Source organism: Mesorhizobium sp. M0217 (assembly GCF_040321955.1).
GTDB lineage: Bacteria > Pseudomonadota > Alphaproteobacteria > Rhizobiales > Rhizobiaceae > Mesorhizobium.
On the sequence record NZ_JAMYSN010000002.1, the window covers coordinates 175,554 to 195,219 of the forward strand.

Here is a 19,666-nt window from a genome sequence, read left to right on the forward strand (position 1 = left end):
CCGGCATCGCTAGATCAAGGACCGGCGATGTCGGCACTAACATTTCCCAAGGCTCCATCAGACAAGAAGGCTCTCGAAGAAGGCGCGGTGTTTTCCCCGCGCTTCGATGCTGCCGGGCTGGTCACCGTCGTCGTCACCGACGCCGCTGACGGTATGCTGCTGATGGTCGCGCATATGAATGCCGAGGCGCTGGCGCTGACGCTCGAAACCGGCATCGCGCACTACTGGTCGCGCTCGCGCAGCACGCTGTGGAAGAAGGGCGAAACATCAGGCAATTTTCAGACCGTCGTCGAGATGCTCACGGATTGTGACCAGGACGCCATATGGTTGCGCGTCAAAGTGTTGGGCCACGACGCAACTTGTCACACCGGCCGGCGTTCATGTTTTTATCGGACGGTGGGGCTAATCGGCGGCAAGGCAACGCTTGCCGACGATGGCAGCACGCCGCTGTTCGATGCGGAAAAAACCTATCGGAAGCCCGCGTGAACCATTCAACAGTCGCAAACCACTCATATTCACTATTCTCAAACGTCCTTCCTGTAGAACGGACGCGGGACAAGGGAGATCATGATGCTCGAGTGGGCGTCATTGCGTAGCAGACCGGACGTGCGGGAGGCCAATGGCCCCTCATCGTCCGGCGGGGTGCCTGACCCGCAACCCGCGGGCAAGACAGGCATTTCGCTCGCGCTGGGCGGCGGCTGCGCACGCGGCTGGGCGCACATTGGCGTGCTGCGCGCGCTCGACGAAGCCGGCATCGAAGTCTCGATGATCGCCGGCACCTCGATCGGCGCGCTGGTTGGCGGCTGCTATCTCGCCGGCAAGCTGGACGAACTCGAGGAGTTCGCCCGCAGCCTGACCAAGCGGCGCATCTTCGGCCTGCTCGATCTCAATCTGCGCGGCAGCGGCCTGTTCGGCGGCATGAAACTGGACGTCAGGCTGCGCGAGCACATGGCAGGCATCCGCTTCGAGGATCTCACGAAACCCTTCGTCGCCGTTGGCGCCGAAATTCGCACCGGCCATGAGATCTGGCTGTCCAGCGGTTCGCTGATCACCGCGATGCGGGCTTCCTATGCGCTGCCCGGCGTGTTCGAACCGGTGAATTGCAACGGCCGCATTCTGGTCGACGGCGCGCTGGTCAACCCGGTTCCGGTTTCGGTCTGCCGCGCCTACGAGCAGCCGCTGGTCGTCGCGGTCAACCTTCACTACGATCTGTTCGGCCGCGCCGCCGTCATCAAGCACAGCGCCGGCGAACTGCTCATCGAGAAGGACGCGCCCCGGCCAGGCCAGGCCAGCCCCGACCACCAGCCGCACCAGAGCCGTCTCGGCATCACCGGCGTCATGGTCGAAGCCTTTAACATCATCCAGGACCGGATTTCACGCGCAAGGCTGGCGGGCGATCCGCCCGACATGTCGCTGCAACCGAAACTCAGCCATATCGGCTTGACCGAATTCCACCGCGCGGATGAGGCGATCAGCGTCGGTTACCAGGCGACGATGGCGCAGATCAGCGAGTTGAAGCGGCTGCAGACGGTTCTCGCTTAAACCAGTTCGGCAATGTCAGGCTTTGGCCGCATCGGTGATGCGGAACTGCACCGTGCGGTTGCCGTTCCAATAATTCCCCGACAGCGAGCCGGCTACATGGATCGTGTTGCCCCTGTTCTTGAACAGGAATTCGCCCAGCGCGGTATCGACGGATCGAAAGGCGATGCCCTGGATGCGGCCGCCGCTTTCCGACTGCAGATCAGCCCGGATGTGGTTGGTGCCGACAGCCCGCGCGTCGGCCAGCCGATGGCGCGGCAGCGCGAACACCGGCGCGACATGGCCGGCGCCGAAAGGCCCGGCCTTTTCCAATGCATCGAGCAAAGCAATCGTCGCGCCCTCGGCGGCGAGCGCGCCGTCGACGGCCAGACTTTCTTCGTCCTGCAGCCGGAACACTTCGGCCGCCGCGCGCTCCTCGAAGAAAGCACGGAGTTCGCCGAGCTTGGCGCGTTCCACCGTGATGCCGGCGGCCATGCCGTGGCCGCCGCCCTTGACGATCAGCCCGGCATCGGCGGCTGCGCGCACCAGCCGTCCGAGATCGAAGCCCGACACCGAACGGCCAGAGCCGGTGCCGATGCCATTGGCGTTGAAGGCGATGGCGAAGGCCGGCCGCCGCGCATGGTCCTTCAGCCGCGAGGCGATCAAGCCGACAATGCCGGGATGCCAATTGGTGCTGGCGGTGACGATGATGGCCGGCCCGTTGCCGCCGGCAAGTTCGGCGTCAGCCTCGGCGCGCGCCGCTGCCAGCATCTCCAGCTCCATCTGCTGGCGTTCCTGGTTGAGCCGGTCGAGTGTCTCGGCAATGGTCCCGGCCTCAACCGGATCGTCGGTGGCGAGCAGCCGGCTGCCAAGTGCTGCATCGCCGATGCGGCCGCCGGCATTGATGCGCGGCCCAATCAGATAGGCGAGATGAAAGGTGCTTATCGGCTCACCGATGCGGGACACCCGCGCCAGTGCGGCGAGCCCCTCATTCTTCTGCTGCCGCGCCATCTGCAGTCCCTTGACGACGAAAGCGCGGTTCACGCCGATGAGCGGCACCACATCGCAAACCGTGGCCAGCGCCGCCAAGTCGAGCAACGACAACAGGTCCGGTGGCGCTGCGTCGGGCAATCGGCTGCGCAGGACCCTCGCCGTCTGCACCAGAGTGAGGAAGACGACACCGGCGGCGCACAGATGGCCTTGCCCGGAAAGGTCGTCCTCGCGATTGGGATTGACGACCGCGGTCGCCTCCGGCAGCGGGCCGCCGACCTGATGGTGGTCGAGCACCACCACATCGGCGCCTGCGGCCTTGACGGCATCGATGGAGACAGCGCTGTTGGTGCCGCAATCGACGGTGACGATCAGCGTCGCGCCGCGCGAGACCAGTTCGCGCATAGCCTCCGGATTGGGGCCGTAGCCCTCGAAGATGCGGTCGGGAATGTAGATCTCCGAAGGCACCGAGAAATGCGTCAGGAAGCGCTTGAGCAACGCCGAAGAGGCGGCGCCGTCGACATCGTAGTCGCCGAAGATTGCCACCTTCTCCTTGGCCATGACCGCTTCGGCGATGCGGGTCGCAGCCTTGCCCATGTCGGTCAGCGAAGCCGGATCCGGCAACAGATTGCGGATCGTCGGATCGAGGAAGCGCTCGGCCTGGTCCGCGGTGACGCCGCGCCCGGCGAGCACGCGAGCCACAATGTCGGGCACGCCGTGGCCCTGCGCTATGGCCAGCGCAGTCATGTCCTGCCGCTCGCTCAACCGGTGTTCCCAGGAAACACCGGTCGCCGACTGCCTGACGTCGAGGAAGAAGCGTTTGTCGCCCGTCATAGGAGGCGTAGTCTACAGATTGTCATTTCCGGCAATATGCGACGGCTAAACAGGAAAGTCTCAACTTTTCCACCTCCTGGTGACGCGCCTTGATCTCGCGGCTCACGCCTCCGCCAGAACCCGATGATGACTGGTGGGTTCGACCTGAAATCTCAATCCGGCTCCAAATCAAAGAGAGAGAGCATTATGGCGTCCGAAACCATTTTCAGCAGCAGCATCAATCGGTTAAAGGAGAAAAATGACTTGGCCTAGCCCGCACGCTCGATGCGGATAACCTGCGGCTTGTCTGTGAGGTGGCCGTCCTTGGTGATGCCGTCGACAGCCTTGCGCACCGCTGCTTCCGTCGTCTCGTGGGTGACCAGGATCACCGTCTTTTGCGCGTCCGTCTCGCCGCTGACGGCATGCTGGACGATCGATTCCAGCGAAATGTCGTTGTCCGCCATGCGCTTGGCGATCGCGGCGAAGACGCCGATGCGGTCGTGCACGGTCAGCCGGATGAAATAGCCGCCGGCATGGCTGCGCATCTGCGCCTTCTTGTAGGGGCGCAGTTCCTTGGCCGGCAGGCCGAACACCGGACCGTGCTGGAAGCCCGGCCGGCTCTTTGCGATGTCGGCGATATCGCCGACCACGGCGGACGCGGTGGCGTTGCCGCCGGCGCCCGGGCCGGAGAGCAGCAGTTCGCCCAGAATGTCGGTTTCGATGGCCACCGCATTGGTAACGCCATGCACCTGTGCGATCACCGACGCGGTCGGCACCATGGTCGGGTGCACACGCTGCTCGATGCCGCTGTCGGTGCGCTGCGCGACGCCGAGCAATTTTATCCGGTAGCCAAGGTCGCCCGCGGCGCGGATATCGGCCTGGCTGATATTGGAAATGCCTTCCATGTAGATGTCGTTGGCGGCGATCCTGGTGCCGAAGGCCAGGCTGGTCAGGATCGACAATTTATGCGCCGTGTCATGGCCCTCGATATCGAAAGTCGGATCGGCTTCGGCGTAGCCCAGCCGTTGCGCGTCCTTCAGGCACTCGTCGAAGGAGATGCCCTCGGCCTCCATGCGGGTCAGGATGTAGTTGCAGGTGCCGTTGAGGATGCCGAAAACGCGGGTGACCGAATTGCCGGCCATCGCCTCGCGCATCGTCTTGATGACCGGGATGCCGCCGGCAACTGCCGCCTCGTAGTTGAGCAGCACGCCCCTCTTCTCGGCGATTTCGGCAAGCGCCACGCCGTGCTTGGCCAACAGCGCCTTGTTGGCGGTGACGACATGACGTCCGGCTTCAAGTGCTGCCTTGACCGACGCGCGCGCTGCCCCTTCGTCGCCGCCGATCAGTTCGACGAAGACGTCGATATCGGCGGCCTGCGCCATCTTGATCGGATCGTCGAACCATTTGGCGGCGCTGAGGTCGACGCCACGGTCGCGCTTGGGATCGCGCGCGGAAACGGTCGTGACGATGACATCGCGTCCGCACTGGCGCGTCAGCTCCGCTGCCTTGTCGCGCAGCACGCGCGCCACCGAGGCGCCGACCGTACCCAGACCCGCAATTCCAACACGCAACGCTTCAGCCATGCCCGGCGACGCCCCTCAAAAAATCTGCTCGAATAAGATGTGCGGCGACTTTAGCGATGCGCGGCGAGCGGCACCACATTGTTCGGCTGCTTGGCGCTGGACGCCAGGAAGCGCTTGATGTTGCGCGCCGCCTGCCGGATCCGGTGCTCGTTCTCGACCAGCGCGATGCGGACGTGATCGTCGCCATGCTCGCCAAAGCCGATGCCCGGCGCCACCGCCACGTCGGCGTGCTCGATCAGGAGCTTGGAAAACTCAAGCGAGCCGAGATGCTTGAACGGCTCCGGGATCGGCGCCCAGGCGAACATCGAGGCAGCCGGTGCCGGAATGGTCCAGCCGGCGCGGCTGAAGGCATCGACCATGACGTCGCGGCGCTTCAAATAGACCTCGCGCACTTCGGCGATGTCGGCGCCGTCGCCATTCAGCGCATGCGCCGCCGCCACCTGGATCGGCGTGAAGGCGCCGTAATCGAGATAGGACTTCACCCGCGTCAACGCCGAGATCAGCCGCTCGTTGCCGACGGCAAAGCCCATGCGCCAGCCGGGCATGGAGAAGGTCTTCGACATCGAGGTGAACTCGACGCAGACATCGATGGCGCCCGGCACTTGCAGCACCGAAGGCGGCGGATTGCCGTCGAAATAGATCTCCGAATAGGCAAGGTCCGACAGGATGATGATGTCGTTCTTCTTGGCGAAGGCGACCACGTCCTTGTAGAAATCGAGCGAGGCGACCAGCGCCGTCGGGTTAGACGGATAGTTGAGGATCAATGCCAGTGGCTTCGGGATCGAATGACGGACACCGCGCTCGAGCGCCGGGATGAAGCCGTCATCCGGCTCGACCTGCAGCGAACGGATGACGCCGCCCGACATGATGAAGCCGAAAGCATGGATCGGATAGGTCGGGTTGGGGCACAGGATCACGTCGCCCGGCGCGGTGATCGCCTGCGCCATATTGGCGAAGCCTTCCTTCGAACCGAGCGTCGCCACCACCTGCGTGTCGGGATTGAGCTTCACGCCGAAACGGCGCTGATAATAGGCGGCCTGGGCGCGGCGCAGACCTGGGATGCCGCGCGAGGAGGAATAGCGATGCGTGCGCGGATCGCGCACCACTTCGCACAATTTGTCGACGATCGCCTTCGGAGTCGGCAGGTCGGGATTGCCCATGCCAAGGTCGATAATGTCGGCGCCGCGCGAACGGGCGCTGGCCTTCAGCCGGTTGACCTGCTCGAACACGTAGGGCGGAAGCCGGCGGACCTTGTGAAATTCTTCCATGTCAGTTCCAGACGATTTAAGATTGGCTTCAGCACAGTTGGTTTGGCTAGGCGCCCTTGGCAAAGACCGCTTTCGGCGCGCGATATAGCCTTATTTGCAGGTAGGGTCGAGGGCGGGATCGCATTTGGCTTCGATCTGCTTCAGCGTGTCCTTGCCATGGTTCTTCGCCAGCGAATTCAGCGCCGCCGGGCTGGTGGACGGGGCACCGCCGCCGCCCTTGGCCACTTGCCCCTGCTGTTCGCCCTTCAACTGGGCAAGCTTGGCCTGCGTCTCCTCAGGGGTGAGTTGCTTTGCCGCCACCTGCGGTGGGATGTTGAGATTGGGATAAGAGCCGGTGTCCTGCGCGCCCTGGGTCAGGCCGACATTCATCCCGTTGCCGGTGTTGGCGCTCGTGCAGCCACTTGCCGCCAGCAGCCCTGGCGCCAGACAGGCGATTGCAACCGCGATGCGGCAAAAGCGGCCTGCCCCCGAAAAAATGGTCTCGCCGGTGTTAATCGTCATATTGTTTTCCTGGCAGCCGGGGTACAGCGCATTGGACCCGGTCAGATGTCCCATGATAATATGTCAAGAAAACGCCTCGGGAGGAACCCCGCGAGCCATGTCCAAAACACCTGATTCGAGCAAAGCGGAAGATGATCAATCTTCGACCGTCGAGCAATATCTGGTGAAAGACCCGGAACGCTTCGCGTTGAACATGGCGCGCATGGTCGAGCAGGCCGGCAAAGCCGCCTCCGCCTGGGCCGAGCCGCGCGAAAAGGGCGAGGTGCGCGATCATGTCGCCGAACCCGTGGTCGACATGGTAAAAACCTTTTCCAAGCTCAGCGAATATTGGCTGGCCGACCCGCAACGCGCGCTGGAAGCGCAGACGCGACTGTTCGCCGGCTACATGACGGTCTGGGGCAACGCCATCCAGAAGGTTAGCCCGAATGCCGAGGCGCCCGAAGATGCGGTCAAGCCCGAGCGCGGCGACAAGCGTTTTCAAGACCCCGAATGGGGTCGCAACGCTTTCTTCGATTTCCTCAAACAGGCCTATCTCGTCACCTCGCGCTGGGCGGCCGACCTGGTCGAGCACGCCGAAGGCCTCGACGATCACACCCGCCATAAGGCCAGCTTCTACGTCAAGCAGGTGTCCAATGCCATCTCGCCGTCGAACTTCATCCTGACCAATCCGGAGCTGTTTCGAGAAACCGTTGCCTCGAATGGCGAAAACCTGGTGCGCGGCATGAAGATGCTGGCCGAAGACATCGCCGCCGGCAAGGGCGACCTGAAGCTGAGACAAGCTGACTATTCGCCCTTCGAGATCGGCAAGAACGTCGCGACATCTCCCGGCAAGGTGGTCGGGCGCAGCGATGTCGCCGAAATCATCCAGTACGATCCGACGACGGAGACGGTGCTCAAGCGCCCGCTGCTGATCTGCCCGCCCTGGATCAACAAGTTCTACATCCTCGATCTCAACCCGCAAAAGTCCTTCATCCGCTGGGCGATCGAGCAAGGCCATACCGTGTTCGTCATCTCCTGGATCAATCCCGACGAGCGGCACGGCGCCAAGGGCTGGGAAGCTTACATACGGGAAGGCCTGCAATACGGCCTCGACACGATCGAGAAGGCGACCGGCGAGAAAGAGGTCAACGCCATCGGCTATTGCGTCGGCGGCACGCTGCTGGCGGCCGCACTCGCACTGCTGGCACAGGAAGGCGACAACCGCATCAAATCGGCGACCTTCTTCACCACGCAGGTCGACTTCACCCATGCCGGCGACCTGAAAGTCTTCGTCGACGAGGACCAGGTGGCAGCGGTCGAGAAATCGATGAACGAAAAGGGCTACCTCGACGGCACCAAGATGGCGACCGCCTTCAACATGCTGCGCTCGGGCGACCTGATCTGGCCTTATGTCATCAACAATTACATGCGCGGCAAGGATCCCCTTCCCTTCGACCTGCTCTACTGGAACGCCGATTCCACCCGCATGGCGGCCGCCAACCACTCCTTCTACCTGCGCAACTGTTATCTCGAGAACAATCTGACTCGTGGCGTGATGGAACTCGCCGGCCGCACTGTGTCGCTGGCCGACGTCACCATCCCGGTCTACAACCTGGCGTCGAAGGAAGATCACATCGCGCCGGCCCTTTCGGTGTTTCTCGGCTCGCAATATTTCGGCGGCGACGTCGAGTTTGTGATGGCTGGTTCCGGCCACATTGCCGGTGTCGTCAACCCGCCGGCAGCCAAGAAATACCAGTACTGGACCGGCGGCAAACCGACGGGCGATTTTGGCCAGTGGCTCGCCTCGGCGGTGGAGCATCCCGGCTCCTGGTGGACGCACTGGCAGCACTGGATCGAAACCCAGGACGACACCCTCGTTCCGGCCCGCAAACCGGGCAAGAATATGAAAACCCTGGGTGATGCCCCCGGCACCTATGTGAAGGTCCGCGTGTAACGCCGGCACCTTTTGCAGGTGCCTGTGTGTAACGGAATGTAATGTCTGGTGAGTTGACGGGCCGGCAAAACGGGGCGAAATGGTGTCGTCAACCTTCAAGAAGCCTCAATTGGCCTCCAACGAGCAAATAATTCAGAGGCTTGCAGAATTGACACAAGTCTCGTTTCCGGTTTGGGAACACAAGGTTATTGGATGTGAACGTTTCGACGCCGCACCAATAGCAGGCCGACCGGACACCGAGGGGGAATCTAGTTTTGAAATCAGTAGGATCGCGTCTCGCGGGGAGAGAAGGTCGCACTATAGCGGCAGCGCTTTTCTCCGTGCTTCTGGCGTCCTGCACCTCCGCTGGCGACCCCACAATGTCCGCCGGCATGCCTGGCTACAACGCGACCGCTTCTGACATCGCCGCGGCTTCCGGCGCCAGCCCTGCGGCGCCGGGCGATTCGACCGTGCAGGTCACATCCACCGGGCCGCAGATGATGATGACGGCAGCGGGCGATGCGACACTGCCCGAGCAGGTCGCCTATGTGCCGGTGGCCAAGCCCGGCACCGGCTTCCCGGTCAATGTTCCCGCCGGCTCCGAAACCATTGTCGGCCAGACGCCGCAGTCGCTGCAGCAGTCAGCACAGACCGCGGCCGCAACGGACGCCGTGGCGCAGAAGATCGCCGCCGCCGATGCCGGCGTGACCGCGCCGAAACCGACTGCCGCGGCACCCGCGCCCGGCGAGGTCTACGTGACCGCCGCGCCCCAGCAGATCGACACGCCGAAGAAGGGCTTCCTGGCCTCACTGTTCAGCACCACGCCAACCTCGGCGGCACCTGCTCCGCTGGTCAACTCGCGCTCGGGCGAACAGCCTGCGGTTGCTGCCCAGAAGGCCGCCCCGGCAAAGCCGATCATCACGTTGGCCTCAGCCAGTTCGGCCGACAAGCCCTTGCAGCTTGCCTCGCTTGGCAACGAGAGCAACCACATCACCGGCAGCGATGCCTTGCCCGGCGTGCGCCAGACGGCGCTGTTCGAGATCAAGCGCAAATCCGGCCTCGACGACGAAAGCGACGTCGACCTGAACGAGGACGAGGGTTCGGGCGGCGCCTATCAGGTGGCTTCCGCCGCCGGCCTCGCCCGGCTGGCGCCCAACGGCCTGTTGAAGCAAAACGAGAGCGTCGACGTCGCCTGCCTGAAGCCGTCGCTGGTGCGTGTGCTGAAGACCATCGAAGGCCATTACGGCCGCAAGATGATGGTCACATCAGGCTACCGCGACCCGGCCCGCAACCGGCGCGCCAACGGCGCCAAGAATTCGCTGCACATGTATTGCGCCGCCGCCGACATCCAGGTTCCCGGCGTCTCCAAATGGGAACTGGCGAGCTACATCCGAACCATGCCCGGCCGCGGTGGCGTCGGCACCTACTGCCATACCGAATCCGTTCACGTCGACGTCGGCCCCGAGCGCGACTGGAATTGGCGCTGCCGCCGGCGGGGGTAGCATCCCCATTCGGCAAACGGGCCGAGGGGCTGTTAGCAGCCCGCCGTTTTTTCCGATTACCTATCAGCGACGTTCGAGATTAGCCGAGGCACCCGCGACTTCGTCATCCTATGGCGAAGCAAGGAGCGCAGCGACGCAGCGCAGACGCGAGGATGACGACTGCGCGGCGCATTCGTCCAAAGATGTGCAACGACGCGAGGCCAGAAAACCTGCGCTTGCTCACCAAACTGGCCGTTTTCGCCCCTCTTGAAAAAAGTTTCTGCATCTGGCGGCTGATGGGTTGCCGGTTGGCAACAACGCAATTATAAGCCGCTTCGTCTGAGCGCGCCCATCGTCTAGCGGTTAGGACACCGCCCTTTCACGGCGGTAACAGGGGTTCGATTCCCCTTGGGCGTACCAGATCTTTCAGGAAAACAGGAAGCCTCGCGGCAGCCGCCGAACTAGCAGCGGCTGGAAGGGTGGCGCGGCGCATCGGTTGAAACGGCGAACAGCGGCTGCCGTGCCGAGGTTTCCCTCGGCGCCTGCTCGCGGCAATCTCCGGCCACTCACCCTTGGTCGTGCGCTACCTGCGGCCAGCGCTGTAACGCCGCGTGGCCACCCTCGGTCAGCGCGTAGACGCCGCGCTCGGCCCTGGCGAACCAGCCATAGACATTGTCCAATAGGATGCTGGCCGCGCGCGGCGAAATCGCTTTCAGATCGCGCGGGCGTTTCGGCCCGTCGGTCATGGCTGCGGCGCAGGCCAGCGCATCCTGCCGGTAGGCAGTCATGATCGGGGCTCGCGAGCCACCGCCGACCACCGGATCGCCGCGCCGGCGCCGGTGTTCCTCCATCAGCCGCGAGCGCCGCTTTGGATCGCGACGCGGCGGCAAAGCGGCCGGGCTGAGCAGCAATTCGACCTCCCCCTTGCCGCTGACAGCCAGAAGCCCGAAGCCGAGCCGCCGGCACAGCGCGCGAAAACGGCGGTCGTGCTCGCGGCCTTTGCCACGCGCCGACATGCGCGCGGCCAGCCACACTTCGTCGCATGCCGCGGCGCGATCGACACCTTGCAGCACCAGTTCGAGGTTGAACTGCAATTTCAGTTCGCAGATGACCAGCACAGGCGGCTCGCCGTCGCGCACCGCCACGATATCGCAGTGGCCGACTTCGCCCTTCACCGTGAATTCCAGGCTCTCGAGAAACCGCTTCACCGGGATGTAGAGAGACGTTTCCTGCATCGCGCAGGCATAGCCGATTCGGATCGGGTCGGCACAGGGATCGCCGAGAGGCCGACGCTTGCGCTAAACCGCCTCGATCCCACCATCTGCAAAAGCCATCCGTCAGGCAGGTTCTCCGGCGTGACGGTCCCGCCATAGCGCTCGACGATTTCCTTGGCGATGACCGACGTCGCCAGGGCCGAGCGCGACCAGTATTTCATCGCCTGTCTCGCGTTCAACAAGGCGCTCGCCGTGGCTGGGACGGCACGATCGACAGCGTAAGGCCCGAGATTCGTCGACGCCAAGACCGGTCCACGGTTGGCCACACAATGATGAGCGCGTGTGTGCTCTGTTTGAGGCTAGGGGCGGGTGCGCGTCCGGCGCTGCCCCGGTGCGGCATCGTCCGCCTTGAAATGCATCTCGTCCTGGACCGCGGCAAAAAACCGGCGGACATCGTTGGCCGCCGAAGCTGCATCGCTGCCGGCTGCGACCGCCTTGTCGAGGAGTTCGCGCGCCGTGGCCTTCCAGAACGACGTGGCCGTGTCGCCGTGCAGTCTGCCCAGCCTTGCGGCGACCTCGCGCACCAGCACGGTCTGCCGATCTAGCGGGAAGGTACGCACATTGGCTGAAGACATGTTCTGCACCATGAAACCGACGCAACGAATCAGACGCTGCTCTATGGCTCATGCCTAGCTGTGAAGTCGGAAACGGAACCTTAACGCCGCGGAGTCCGCGCCGATTGGAACGAGTCGGTTGGCCGGCCTCCAGGCCAAGCAGAACTCTAGACCCTCAGGCCCCTCGCCTCGCCGGCGCGCTTGGCCGTAACCATCATATCCCTGGCCAGCAGGCCACTGACCCGGCAAAACGCCATGAAGGCGCGCCAGGCATCCTCAGTCCTGACCACATCCACCGTGGCCCCGAAGCAGGCATTGAACGCCGCCTCATAGACCTTGCCCTGTCGCTTCTTTGGCCAGTCATGCAGGATATCCAGCGCCTGTTCGACGCTGTATATTTCCTCTACCGGCAGCCCGGGCGCGGGCGCGATGCGCACCGGCACCTCGAATTGCAATCTGTCCATTCTATATCTCCCGAACTGGCGTCGACCACAGCAACGCCGTTCGTCGTCAAAAGTTGCTTTGGCTGCTTTTGCGCGAAAATGTGTAGTCAGTGCGATCTCGGCATTCGGAGGAGATCGCGCACCTGGTGTCATCTGAGCGGCCGCGCAAGCCAGGAATATCGCCAGTATCAGTCCATTGCCGGCAGTTCTTCCTTGAACCTTGCGGCTTGCAGTGCCAAATCTGGGGAAATTTTCTAACGGGCTGATATGCGCCGCCCGCTTACAGGCAAACGGACACTATGGTCACCTATCTCGACGCCGCCACGGCACCCCTCAGGAACACCGGCCAGATCCGCCTCTACGGCGAAGAAGGATTTGCCGGCATGCGCAAGGCCTGCGATCTCACCGCGCGCTGCCTTGATGAACTGGTGCCGATGGTCCAGCCGGGTGTCACCACCGAGACCATCGACCGTTTCGTCTTCGAATTCGGCATGGACCAAGGCGCGCTACCGGCGACGCTCAACTACCGCGGCTACACCAAATCGTCCTGCACCTCGATCAACCACGTCGTCTGCCACGGCATTCCAGACAACAAGCCGTTGAAGGATGGCGACATCGTCAACATCGACGTCACCTACATCCTCGACGGCTGGCACGGCGATTCCTCGCGCATGTATCCCGTCGGCACCATCAAGCGCGCCGCCGAACGCCTGCTTGAAGTCACTCATGAGTGCCTGATGCGCGGAATCGCGGCGGTCCGGCCCGGCGCCCGCACCGGCGCCATCGGCGCCGCCATCCAGACCTATGCCGAGGCAGAGCGCTGCTCGGTGGTGCGCGATTTCTGCGGCCACGGCGTTGGCCAGCTGTTCCACGACGCACCCAACATCCTGCACTATGGCACCGCCTCGGAAGGCGTCGAGATGCGGCCGGGCATGATCTTCACCATCGAGCCCATGATCAATCTTGGCCGGCCGCATGTGAAAGTGCTGTCGGACGGCTGGACGGCGGTGACGCGCGACCGCTCGCTGTCGGCGCAGTACGAACACACGATCGGCGTCACCGAAACTGGCTGCGAGATTTTCACCCTGTCGCCAAACAAGCTCGACCGCCCCGGCCTGCCGCCGGTCAGCTGAAAACAAGATCGCCTCAAGCCGCAGCTTTGAGGCGCCGTCGCCGAAAAAACTCGACCGCGCGCTGCTTACCGCTCTAATCTGCCGTCGAAGCCTCGGGGAGTGTGGGGGATGGATGGGGAACAGCGGTGACGACGAACGGGGGTTCTTCTCCGAGCGGTGGCTTGAACCACCGGCGAAGGACAAGGCACCAAGAGACAAATCGGCGGAGAAGCCACACTATCACGGCCATCGCGACCGTTTGCGCGAGCGCTTCGTTGCCGGCGGCGCGGACGCCCTGCCCGACTACGAACTTCTCGAACTGCTGCTGTTTCGCCTGATCCCGCGCGTCGACACCAAGCCGATCGCCAAGGCGCTCTTGGCGCGCTTCGGCACTTTTGGCGAAGTGCTTGGCGCACCGGTGGCGCTGCTGCAGGAGGTGAAGGGCATCGGCCCCGCCGTGGCGGTCGACCTGAAGGTGATTGCCGCTGCCGCGCAGCGCATGGCGCGGACCGAGGTTCGCGACCGCGAGGTGCTGTCCAACTGGGCGCAGCTTCTTGCGTACTGCCGCTCGGCGATGGCGTTCGAGAACCGCGAACAGTTCCGCATCTTGTTTCTCGACAAGAAGAACGTGCTGATCGCCGACGAGGTACAGCAGGTCGGCACCGTGGACCACACGCCGGTCTATCCGCGCGAAGTGATCAAGCGCGCGCTGGAACTATCGGCCAGCGCCGTCATCCTGGTGCATAACCACCCTTCCGGCGATCCGACACCATCGCGTGCGGACATCGAAATGACCAAGCAGATCATCGACAGCGCCAAGCCGCTCGGCATCGCCGTCCACGACCACATCATCATCGGCAAGAAAGGCAACGCCTCGATGAAGGGCCTGCTGCTGATCTGAGCCTGATGGGCGCCGGTGCCGTCATCCCAAACGCCACCGCTCGCGAGCCAATCAGCAACATTCCGGCTTGGCTCAAACGCCCACGCTTGCGGTGTAGAAGTGATATTGCGACAGAAGCGCCCGCTTCGGCGACAATGTCGTAGACTCGCGAATACGAAGCAGCCAGTTCCCGTCAGCCATTGCAGGAGATCTATTCAATGATGCTCGAATGCATAAATCCAAATGATCTGCCGATTCCGGAAATGTACTCCCAGGTCGTCGTTGCGACAGGAAGCAAGCTGGTGTTCGTCTCGGGCCAGCAGCCAGAAGACATACACGGCAAGCTCGTTGGCCATGGTGATTTCGCAGTCCAGGCGCGCCTGGCGTTCGGGAATCTCGGCCGAGCGCTTGCTGCCGCCGGCGCTCGGCCCGAGCAAGTCTGCAAGATCACGATCTACATCGTCGATTACAAACGCGACGAACACGTGCCGATCATCGAAGCGGCCCAGGTCGAGCTGTTCGGCGATCACAAGCCGGCAAACGTAGTGGTCGGGATAGCAGTGATGTCTCCCGGCTACCTGATAGAGATCGATGCGATCGCGGTCATCGACCCGTAGGCCAAGCGAGGACGCGTCAAGTCGCCCAAACCAATCCCGGAGCTCGCTGCGAGATTGCCACGACTTTGATCTCTCCATCCATCCACGATCACATCGTCATCGGCAGGAATTGCGATGTCTCGATGAAGAGCCTGCTGCTCACCTGATCAACGTCGGAAACAGGAAACACGCAATGCCCCAGCCCGGCGACGAACCATGGCCGTTCGACAAGCAACGCGCAGCCCTTCTGGTCATCGACATGCAAAGCGACTTTGTCGATGAGGGCGCCGTCATGGAAGTGGCCATGGCCCGCCATCGCATTCCGGCGATGCGGCAGGTGGTCGAGCTTTGCCGCGCGCAAGGCGTCCCGGTGATCTACACCCAGCATGTGCTCAGCGACCATTTCGATATCTCGCCGCTGGAAACCAGCTATCAGCCGAAGCTGAAAACCAAAGGCATGCGGGAAGGCAGCGCCGGCGCCGAAATCGTCGCCGCGCTTGCGCCCTTGCCTGGGGATGTCGTCATCAAGAAGCACCGCTACGATGCCTTCCACAACACGCAGCTCGAGACCGTGTTGCGCAACATCCGTGGCGCAGGCCGGGTCGACACGGTGATCATCATCGGCACCGTGACCAGCATCTGCTGCGAATCCACCGCGCGGAGCGCCTTCATGCGCGACTACAAGGTGGCTTTCATCAGCGACGCCAATGGCGGACTGGACGAGGCATCGCACAATGCAACCCTCGACATCATAGGCAAGGTGTTCGGGCGCGTGATGACGGTTGCCGAGCTTGGGAACCTGTTGCGGAGTTGAACCCCAGCGTCAGCTGGCGTGCGTCTCAAGCTCCGGCGCCGAGCCTGCCCTCAAGAAGGTCGCGCCGCTGCTGCAATTCGCCGGAGACGAATTTGGTGAAGGCGTGGACGCGCGCCGTGCGGCGCAAATCGTCGTGCACCAGCACCCACAGCGCCGAGCCGATCTCCTCGATCAGCCCTCCGACGCTTACAAGCCCGGGCAGGCTGTCGCCGAGATAACAGGGCAGCGCCGCAACCCCGATTCCGGCGCCCGCCGCATGCGACATCGTCACCAGGGAATCGGCGCGCATGGCGATCTCGACATCGGGCAGCGACGACCGCATCCAGCGGGCGACGCCGGTGTTGGCCAGGCTGTCGTCGGGCGCGATCCAGCGCAGCTGACCCAATCTCGGCTCCGGGGGTAGCGTTTCGGCGTAGGAACGTGTCGCGTAGGCGGCGAAGGCGACGCCCGAAATGCGCCGGCCCACCAGGATTTCCTGCGGTTGCGACACCGGCCTGATCGCCACGTCTGCATCCCTTTGCGTCAGGTTGGCGATGGAATTCTGCGTCATCGCCTCGACCCGTATGCCGCGATGGAGCTTATGAAACGCCGCCAGGATCGGCGGCAGCACCGACGCCATCAGCGTGTCGGTGGTGGTGACCCGCAACGTGCCTTCGAACCTGAGATCCTGCCCCGACAGTTTGCGCGCCAGTTCATTGACCGTCTCGGCCATTGTGCGTGCCGCGCCCAGCAGTTCCTCGCCGCCCGGGGTGAGGGCATAACCAGTCGCCAACCGATCGAAAAGGCGGATGCCCAGCCGCGCCTCGAAGGCGTTGACGCGACGCAGCACAGTCGTGTGGTTCACGCCCAGGATCCGAGCCGCCGCCGCCAGCGAAGCGCCATCGGCGACGGCCAGCACCATGCGCAGATCTTCCCAGTCGATATCGCGTGAGCTGTGCATTCTTGCAGAAAGATAAAAGAAAGCGCTGCGCTCTGCGAGTCAAATGACGCTTCGCTGTGCAAAAACGCAGAGCAAGCGGGCGAATCGGCATGTCGATCTGCGCATGCACGCACGCCATATGGAGTCCGACGACAAAAGAACGGTCGCGGAGAAGAGCCATGACGCCGATAGAACTCTACACCTGCCAGACACCCAACGGGCACAAGGCCTCGATCATGCTGGAAGAGGTCGGCCTGCCCTACCCGGTCCGCTTGGTCGACATCGAAAGGGGCGACCAGACCAAGCCTGATTTCCTGGCGCTCAATCCCAACAACAAGATCCCGGTGATCGTCGACCGGGACGCCGGCCGCACGGTCTTCGAATCCGGCGCCATCCTACACTACCTGGCGCGACGGTCGGGCAAGCTTCAGCCGGTGGGCGCGCAGGACGCGGACGATACGCTGACCTGGACCTTGTTCCAGGCGGCCCATGTCGGCCCGACGCTTGGCCAATTGTGGAATTACAAAATCTTCGCGCCGGAAAAAATCCCTTACGTGATCGAGCGTTTTGAGCGCGAAACCGGACGTGTCTTCCGCGTTCTCGATAGCCGGCTAAAGCACCATGAGCACATTGTCGGCAAAAGCTACGGCATCGCCGATGTGATGACATGGCCATGGATCAACGCGGCCGTCACCAGCTCGAACTCAGCCTCGATGACGCGCCAGACCTGGCGCGTTGGTATGCCGCCATAGGCCGACGCTCCGCAGTTGTCAGAGGCATTGCCGTTCCCGCCCTGCCCGAAGCATCGGCTGCCGCTTAGATCATGATGAGATTTGGTTGAAATCTCATCATGACCTAACCCTTTGTTGTAGCATGATCTTTTCCAAAAACCGGCGCCCACTTTTTGGGATCATGCCCTAGCCGCCGCACCTCGCATTCAAGGAATACAATCGTGGAAATCCTCTTCATCCCTCTGGCGCTTGTCGCCGGTGGCCTGCTCGCAGTGCAGGCTGGCGCCAACGCCCAACTTTCAAAGGCGGTCGGCTCACCCTTTGCCGCGACCACGCTTCAGCTCGCGGTCGGCGCCATCGTGCTGTTGTCGATCACGGCCCTCACCGGAACGACACCGGCTCTGCTTGCCGTTCGGCAAGCCGAATGGTGGCATGCGATCGGCGGCATGGCTTCGGCCTTCTACGTCGTTTCGACCATTCTTCTGTTCCCTCGCCTTGGCGCCGTCGTGTCCGTCGGGCTCTTCATCGCTGGGCAGATGCTTGCATCCTTCGCCCTCGACACGTTCGGCTGGCTCGGGATCCCCGAAGCCGGACTGCGAGCCGGGCCTGCCTTCGGCATGCTCGTCTTGCTTGCCGGGGCTGCCCTCATCGTTCTGGGACAGAAGGGCGCGGCCGACAATACCGCATCCTCAAGACCAGGGTGGATCGGACTGGCGCTGCTGGCAGGCGCCGTGCTTCCGGTGCAAGGCGCTGTAAACGCCTTGCTTCGGCACGACCTTGGCGGCGCGCCGTTTGCGGTCGGCACCATCTCGTTCCTGGTGGCGATGCTGGCCATGGCCGCGGTGCTTCTGATCGCGCTTGCCCTGACGAAGACGCCCCGCCCTCGCCTCGCCGGCTTGTCGTCGATGCCCTGGTGGGGCTGGCTCGGAGGTTTTGCCGGCGCCACCTATGTCACGACCGTGTTCACCGCCATCCCCGTCATCGGAGCGGCAGCTGCCGTCAGCCTGACGGTGGCCGGCCAGCAGGTCGCCGGCATCTTCGTCGACACCTTCGGCTGGTTCCGCCTGCCGCAGCGGCTTGTCTCCGGCATGCGGCTCGCCGGCGTCGTGCTGCTTTTGGCCGGCTGCATCATCATCAAGGCGCTTTGATCCCGCTGGAACAAGGCAAGCCGAATCAAACCAGCCCCTGCCCTCCCTGATTTGGGGGGTCAGGTGTCGCTCCGGCGTCACCAACGAAGCAAGGTCCGGGCGCCGCAGAAGCAATTTTTCGCTCCTTCCACAACCGGCTCTAGAATTTCGATCGCAAATCACGCATGATGCACTTGGTATTTTCCCGGGACGGCTTCGCGCCCCCTGAAATACCGGGAGGAACGGGACATGCCCATAGTGGTTGTACTCGTTTTGATCGTCGTGGGCTCGGTGTTGTTCCACTTCCTGAGCCCATGGTGGTGGACTCCGATTGCCTCGAATTGGGACTATATCGACAACACCATCATCATCACCTTTTGGATTACCGGCGTCGTCTTCGCCGCAGTCGTCCTATTCATGGCCTATTGCGTTTTCCGCTTCCGTCACCGCGAAGGCAACCAGGCGGCCTACGAACCGGAGAACAAGCGGCTCGAATGGTGGCTGACGATCGTCACCGGAGTGGGTGTTACCGCCATGCTGGTTCCCGGCCTGTTTGTCTGGAGCCGGTTCGTCAACGTTCCAAGCGACGCAACCGTGGTCGAAGTCGTCGGCCAGCAATGGCAGTGGAGCTTCCGCTTGCCCGGCAAGGACGGCAAACTCGGCACATCCGACACCCGCGACGTCACCGCTGAAAATCCGCTGGGCGTGATCGCCAAGGATCCCAGCGGCCAGGACGACGTCGTGGTCGAAGCGGCCGACCTGCATCTGCCGGTCGGCAAGCCGGTCAAGATGCTGCTGCGCTCGATCGATGTGTTGCACGATTTCTACGTTCCGGAATTCCGCGCCAAGATGGACATGATACCGGGCTCGGTCACCTATTTCTGGTTCACCCCCACCAAGACCGGGACCTTCCAGGTTCTGTGCGCCGAACTGTGCGGCCAGGGGCACCCGATGATGCATGGCATCGTCATGGTCGATACCGAGCAGGACTATGTGGCCTGGCTCGACCAGCAGCAGACGTTCGCGCAGTTGTCGGCGCCGCAGCAGACGGGCTCGGTGGAACAGGCGCCGGGCAACGCGACGGCGTCAGCTCTAGAAGTTGCGGCAAAACTCGAAACTGTCGGGTCCCGCTGAAGGGCACGGAGGTGCT

Annotated in this window: 19 protein-coding genes and 1 tRNA gene; 12 read left to right on the forward strand and 8 right to left on the reverse strand. The window is 63.2% G+C overall.

Annotated elements, in window-relative coordinates; genetic code table 11:
• Nucleotides 1–27: 27 nt before the first annotated feature.
• Nucleotides 28–486, forward strand: coding sequence for a phosphoribosyl-AMP cyclohydrolase (gene hisI / locus NKJ18_RS05425; protein ID WP_023695458.1), 459 nt, complete (start codon nucleotides 28–30; stop codon nucleotides 484–486).
• Between the two features lie 84 nt (nucleotides 487–570).
• Nucleotides 571–1,542, forward strand: a complete 972-nt coding sequence (locus NKJ18_RS05430) for a patatin family protein (protein WP_023667624.1) — start codon at nucleotides 571–573, stop codon at nucleotides 1,540–1,542.
• 15 nt (nucleotides 1,543–1,557) lie between these two features.
• Here NKJ18_RS05430 and recJ read toward each other — a convergent pair whose 3' ends face one another.
• The 4 genes from recJ to NKJ18_RS05450 form a co-directional block, all read right to left on the reverse strand.
• Nucleotides 1,558–3,342 (reverse strand): single-stranded-DNA-specific exonuclease RecJ, encoded by a 1,785-nt coding sequence (gene recJ / locus NKJ18_RS05435; protein ID WP_023695459.1) that lies wholly within the window; start codon nucleotides 3,340–3,342, stop codon nucleotides 1,558–1,560.
• A 248-nt stretch (nucleotides 3,343–3,590) separates the two neighbouring features.
• Complete coding sequence (locus NKJ18_RS05440) at nucleotides 3,591–4,904, reverse strand: homoserine dehydrogenase (RefSeq protein WP_023695460.1); 1,314 nt, start codon at nucleotides 4,902–4,904, stop codon at nucleotides 3,591–3,593.
• Between the two features lie 50 nt (nucleotides 4,905–4,954).
• Nucleotides 4,955–6,172, reverse strand: coding sequence for an LL-diaminopimelate aminotransferase (locus NKJ18_RS05445; protein ID WP_023681615.1), 1,218 nt, complete (start codon nucleotides 6,170–6,172; stop codon nucleotides 4,955–4,957).
• Nucleotides 6,173–6,262: 90 nt separating this feature from the next.
• A complete protein-coding gene (locus tag NKJ18_RS05450; RefSeq protein ID WP_023667627.1) occupies nucleotides 6,263–6,673 on the reverse strand; it encodes a hypothetical protein in 411 nt (136 codons plus the stop codon).
• Between the two features lie 97 nt (nucleotides 6,674–6,770).
• Here NKJ18_RS05450 and phaC point away from each other — a divergent pair, with 97 nt between their 5' ends.
• From phaC to NKJ18_RS05465, 3 genes are all read left to right on the forward strand, one after another.
• Nucleotides 6,771–8,606, forward strand: a complete 1,836-nt coding sequence (gene phaC / locus NKJ18_RS05455) for a class I poly(R)-hydroxyalkanoic acid synthase (RefSeq protein ID WP_023744796.1) — start codon at nucleotides 6,771–6,773, stop codon at nucleotides 8,604–8,606.
• Between the two features lie 359 nt (nucleotides 8,607–8,965).
• On the forward strand, nucleotides 8,966–10,087 hold the full coding sequence (locus tag NKJ18_RS05460; protein ID WP_352757933.1) for a YcbK family protein: 1,122 nt from the start codon (nucleotides 8,966–8,968) through the stop codon (nucleotides 10,085–10,087).
• 324 nt (nucleotides 10,088–10,411) lie between these two features.
• Nucleotides 10,412–10,486 (forward strand) — tRNA-Glu (locus NKJ18_RS05465).
• Nucleotides 10,487–10,632: 146 nt separating this feature from the next.
• On the opposite strand, the gene NKJ18_RS05470 is transcribed toward NKJ18_RS05465, so the two are convergent.
• The 3 genes from NKJ18_RS05470 to NKJ18_RS05480 all read right to left on the reverse strand — a co-directional run bounded on the left by NKJ18_RS05470 (nucleotide 10,633) and on the right by NKJ18_RS05480 (nucleotide 12,358).
• Complete coding sequence (locus tag NKJ18_RS05470) at nucleotides 10,633–11,301, reverse strand: DUF2161 domain-containing phosphodiesterase (protein WP_023688243.1); 669 nt, start codon at nucleotides 11,299–11,301, stop codon at nucleotides 10,633–10,635.
• A gap of 338 nt (nucleotides 11,302–11,639) precedes the next feature.
• Nucleotides 11,640–11,915, reverse strand: a complete 276-nt coding sequence (locus NKJ18_RS05475) for a DUF6074 family protein (RefSeq protein WP_023725693.1) — start codon at nucleotides 11,913–11,915, stop codon at nucleotides 11,640–11,642.
• 146 nt (nucleotides 11,916–12,061) lie between these two features.
• Complete coding sequence (locus NKJ18_RS05480) at nucleotides 12,062–12,358, reverse strand: DUF982 domain-containing protein (RefSeq protein ID WP_023688240.1); 297 nt, start codon at nucleotides 12,356–12,358, stop codon at nucleotides 12,062–12,064.
• A 278-nt stretch (nucleotides 12,359–12,636) separates the two neighbouring features.
• On the opposite strand from NKJ18_RS05480, the gene map reads away from it, so the two are divergent.
• The 4 genes from map (at nucleotide 12,637) to NKJ18_RS05500 (ending at nucleotide 15,739) form a co-directional block, all read left to right on the forward strand.
• Nucleotides 12,637–13,470 carry a type I methionyl aminopeptidase gene (gene map, locus NKJ18_RS05485; protein WP_023681623.1) on the forward strand — a complete coding sequence of 278 codons (834 nt, stop codon included), beginning with the start codon at nucleotides 12,637–12,639 and terminating at the stop codon, nucleotides 13,468–13,470.
• Between the two features lie 112 nt (nucleotides 13,471–13,582).
• The gene (radC, locus tag NKJ18_RS05490; RefSeq protein ID WP_352637900.1) at nucleotides 13,583–14,350 is read left to right on the forward strand and encodes a RadC family protein; all 768 of its coding nucleotides are present in this window, start codon (nucleotides 13,583–13,585) and stop codon (nucleotides 14,348–14,350) included.
• 197 nt (nucleotides 14,351–14,547) lie between these two features.
• The gene (locus tag NKJ18_RS05495; RefSeq protein ID WP_352757934.1) at nucleotides 14,548–14,946 is read left to right on the forward strand and encodes a RidA family protein; all 399 of its coding nucleotides are present in this window, start codon (nucleotides 14,548–14,550) and stop codon (nucleotides 14,944–14,946) included.
• Between the two features lie 172 nt (nucleotides 14,947–15,118).
• A complete protein-coding gene (locus NKJ18_RS05500) occupies nucleotides 15,119–15,739 on the forward strand; it encodes an isochorismatase family protein (RefSeq protein ID WP_023751542.1) in 621 nt (206 codons plus the stop codon).
• A gap of 25 nt (nucleotides 15,740–15,764) precedes the next feature.
• Here the strand turns inward: NKJ18_RS05500 and NKJ18_RS05505 are convergent, their stop codons facing one another.
• Complete coding sequence (locus tag NKJ18_RS05505) at nucleotides 15,765–16,679, reverse strand: LysR family transcriptional regulator (protein ID WP_352757935.1); 915 nt, start codon at nucleotides 16,677–16,679, stop codon at nucleotides 15,765–15,767.
• A 158-nt stretch (nucleotides 16,680–16,837) separates the two neighbouring features.
• On the opposite strand from NKJ18_RS05505, the gene NKJ18_RS05510 reads away from it, so the two are divergent.
• The 3 genes from NKJ18_RS05510 to NKJ18_RS05520 all read left to right on the forward strand — a co-directional run bounded on the left by NKJ18_RS05510 (nucleotide 16,838) and on the right by NKJ18_RS05520 (nucleotide 19,650).
• On the forward strand, nucleotides 16,838–17,410 hold the full coding sequence (locus NKJ18_RS05510) for a glutathione S-transferase family protein (RefSeq protein WP_352757936.1): 573 nt from the start codon (nucleotides 16,838–16,840) through the stop codon (nucleotides 17,408–17,410).
• A gap of 200 nt (nucleotides 17,411–17,610) precedes the next feature.
• Nucleotides 17,611–18,537, forward strand: a complete 927-nt coding sequence (locus tag NKJ18_RS05515; protein WP_023705987.1) for a DMT family transporter — start codon at nucleotides 17,611–17,613, stop codon at nucleotides 18,535–18,537.
• A 228-nt stretch (nucleotides 18,538–18,765) separates the two neighbouring features.
• Nucleotides 18,766–19,650 (forward strand): cytochrome c oxidase subunit II, encoded by an 885-nt coding sequence (locus tag NKJ18_RS05520; protein ID WP_023667661.1) that lies wholly within the window; start codon nucleotides 18,766–18,768, stop codon nucleotides 19,648–19,650.
• Nucleotides 19,651–19,666 lie beyond the last annotated feature (16 nt).

Coding starts and splice junctions, on each gene's coding strand:
- NKJ18_RS05450 (WP_023667627.1), bottom strand. CDS start 6,673: ATGACGATTAACACCGGCGAGACCATTTTTTCGGGGGCAGGCCGCTTT.
- NKJ18_RS05440 (WP_023695460.1), bottom strand. CDS start 4,904: ATGGCTGAAGCGTTGCGTGTTGGAATTGCGGGTCTGGGTACGGTCGGC.
- NKJ18_RS05500 (WP_023751542.1), top strand. CDS start 15,119: ATGCCCCAGCCCGGCGACGAACCATGGCCGTTCGACAAGCAACGCGCA.
- hisI (WP_023695458.1), top strand. CDS start 28: ATGTCGGCACTAACATTTCCCAAGGCTCCATCAGACAAGAAGGCTCTC.
- NKJ18_RS05505 (WP_352757935.1), bottom strand. CDS start 16,679: ATGCACAGCTCACGCGATATCGACTGGGAAGATCTGCGCATGGTGCTG.
- NKJ18_RS05460 (WP_352757933.1), top strand. CDS start 8,966: ATGTCCGCCGGCATGCCTGGCTACAACGCGACCGCTTCTGACATCGCC.
- NKJ18_RS05480 (WP_023688240.1), bottom strand. CDS start 12,358: ATGGACAGATTGCAATTCGAGGTGCCGGTGCGCATCGCGCCCGCGCCC.
- NKJ18_RS05495 (WP_352757934.1), top strand. CDS start 14,548: ATGATGCTCGAATGCATAAATCCAAATGATCTGCCGATTCCGGAAATG.
- NKJ18_RS05510 (WP_352757936.1), top strand. CDS start 16,838: ATGACGCCGATAGAACTCTACACCTGCCAGACACCCAACGGGCACAAG.
- NKJ18_RS05470 (WP_023688243.1), bottom strand. CDS start 11,301: ATGCAGGAAACGTCTCTCTACATCCCGGTGAAGCGGTTTCTCGAGAGC.
- NKJ18_RS05475 (WP_023725693.1), bottom strand. CDS start 11,915: ATGTCTTCAGCCAATGTGCGTACCTTCCCGCTAGATCGGCAGACCGTG.
- NKJ18_RS05520 (WP_023667661.1), top strand. CDS start 18,766: ATGCCCATAGTGGTTGTACTCGTTTTGATCGTCGTGGGCTCGGTGTTG.
- recJ (WP_023695459.1), bottom strand. CDS start 3,342: ATGACGGGCGACAAACGCTTCTTCCTCGACGTCAGGCAGTCGGCGACC.
- NKJ18_RS05445 (WP_023681615.1), bottom strand. CDS start 6,172: ATGGAAGAATTTCACAAGGTCCGCCGGCTTCCGCCCTACGTGTTCGAG.
- NKJ18_RS05430 (WP_023667624.1), top strand. CDS start 571: ATGCTCGAGTGGGCGTCATTGCGTAGCAGACCGGACGTGCGGGAGGCC.
- phaC (WP_023744796.1), top strand. CDS start 6,771: ATGTCCAAAACACCTGATTCGAGCAAAGCGGAAGATGATCAATCTTCG.
- map (WP_023681623.1), top strand. CDS start 12,637: ATGGTCACCTATCTCGACGCCGCCACGGCACCCCTCAGGAACACCGGC.
- radC (WP_352637900.1), top strand. CDS start 13,583: ATGGGGAACAGCGGTGACGACGAACGGGGGTTCTTCTCCGAGCGGTGG.